The organism is Segeticoccus rhizosphaerae, assembly GCF_009192725.1.
GTDB classification, from domain to species: Bacteria; Actinomycetota; Actinomycetes; order Actinomycetales; family Dermatophilaceae; genus Segeticoccus; species Segeticoccus rhizosphaerae.
This window is the reverse complement of the sequence record NZ_VOHR01000726.1, coordinates 1-568: the sequence shown is the minus strand read 5'-3', so window position 1 is coordinate 568 and position 568 is coordinate 1. Positions and strand designations below refer to the sequence as shown.

Here is a 568-nt window from a genome sequence, read left to right as displayed (position 1 = left end):
CACCGCGAGGTGGCGACGCAGCCGGGCGGACGCTGCGACGTCGCGTTGGTGAGGGCGGCCTCGCAGGAGGCTGCGCTGATCGCCGCCGAGCTGCGTCGCGCCCACCTGGCCGATGGCATCCCGTGGGAGGACATGGCGGTCGTCGTGCGCGGGCAGGGCCGCACCGGCGCGCTGCGACGGGTTCTGATGGCCTCCGGCGTGCCCGTCTCGGTGCCGGCGACCGAGCTGCCGGTGCGCGACGAGGTGGCGGTGCGTCCACTCCTCGCGCTGATGGAGGTCGCTCTCAAGGTCGCGTGGGGCGACCCCGACCCGCTCCCGGCCGAGGTGGCGGTCGACGCGCTGACCTCACCGGTCGGCGGTGCCGACTCGGTGTCGTTGCGCCGGTTGCGGCGGGTGCTGCGCCGCGAGGAGCTGGAGGCGGGCGGGGGTCGCACCAGTGACGAGCTGCTCGTCTCGGTCGTGCTCGACCCCGACCAGCTGATCCTCGGGCTCGCCGAGGCTGGGCCGGCCCGCCGAGTGGCCAGAGCCGTGGCGGCCGGGGTCGAGGCCGCCCGCACGGTGACCGACG

At 76.2% G+C, this 568-nt stretch carries 1 pseudogene; it reads left to right on the top strand.

Annotated features, from left to right (window positions below):
* Positions 1-48 precede the first annotated feature (48 nt).
* A pseudogene (locus FRW57_RS22695) lies at positions 49-568 on the top strand (ATP-dependent helicase); the annotation flags it as partial.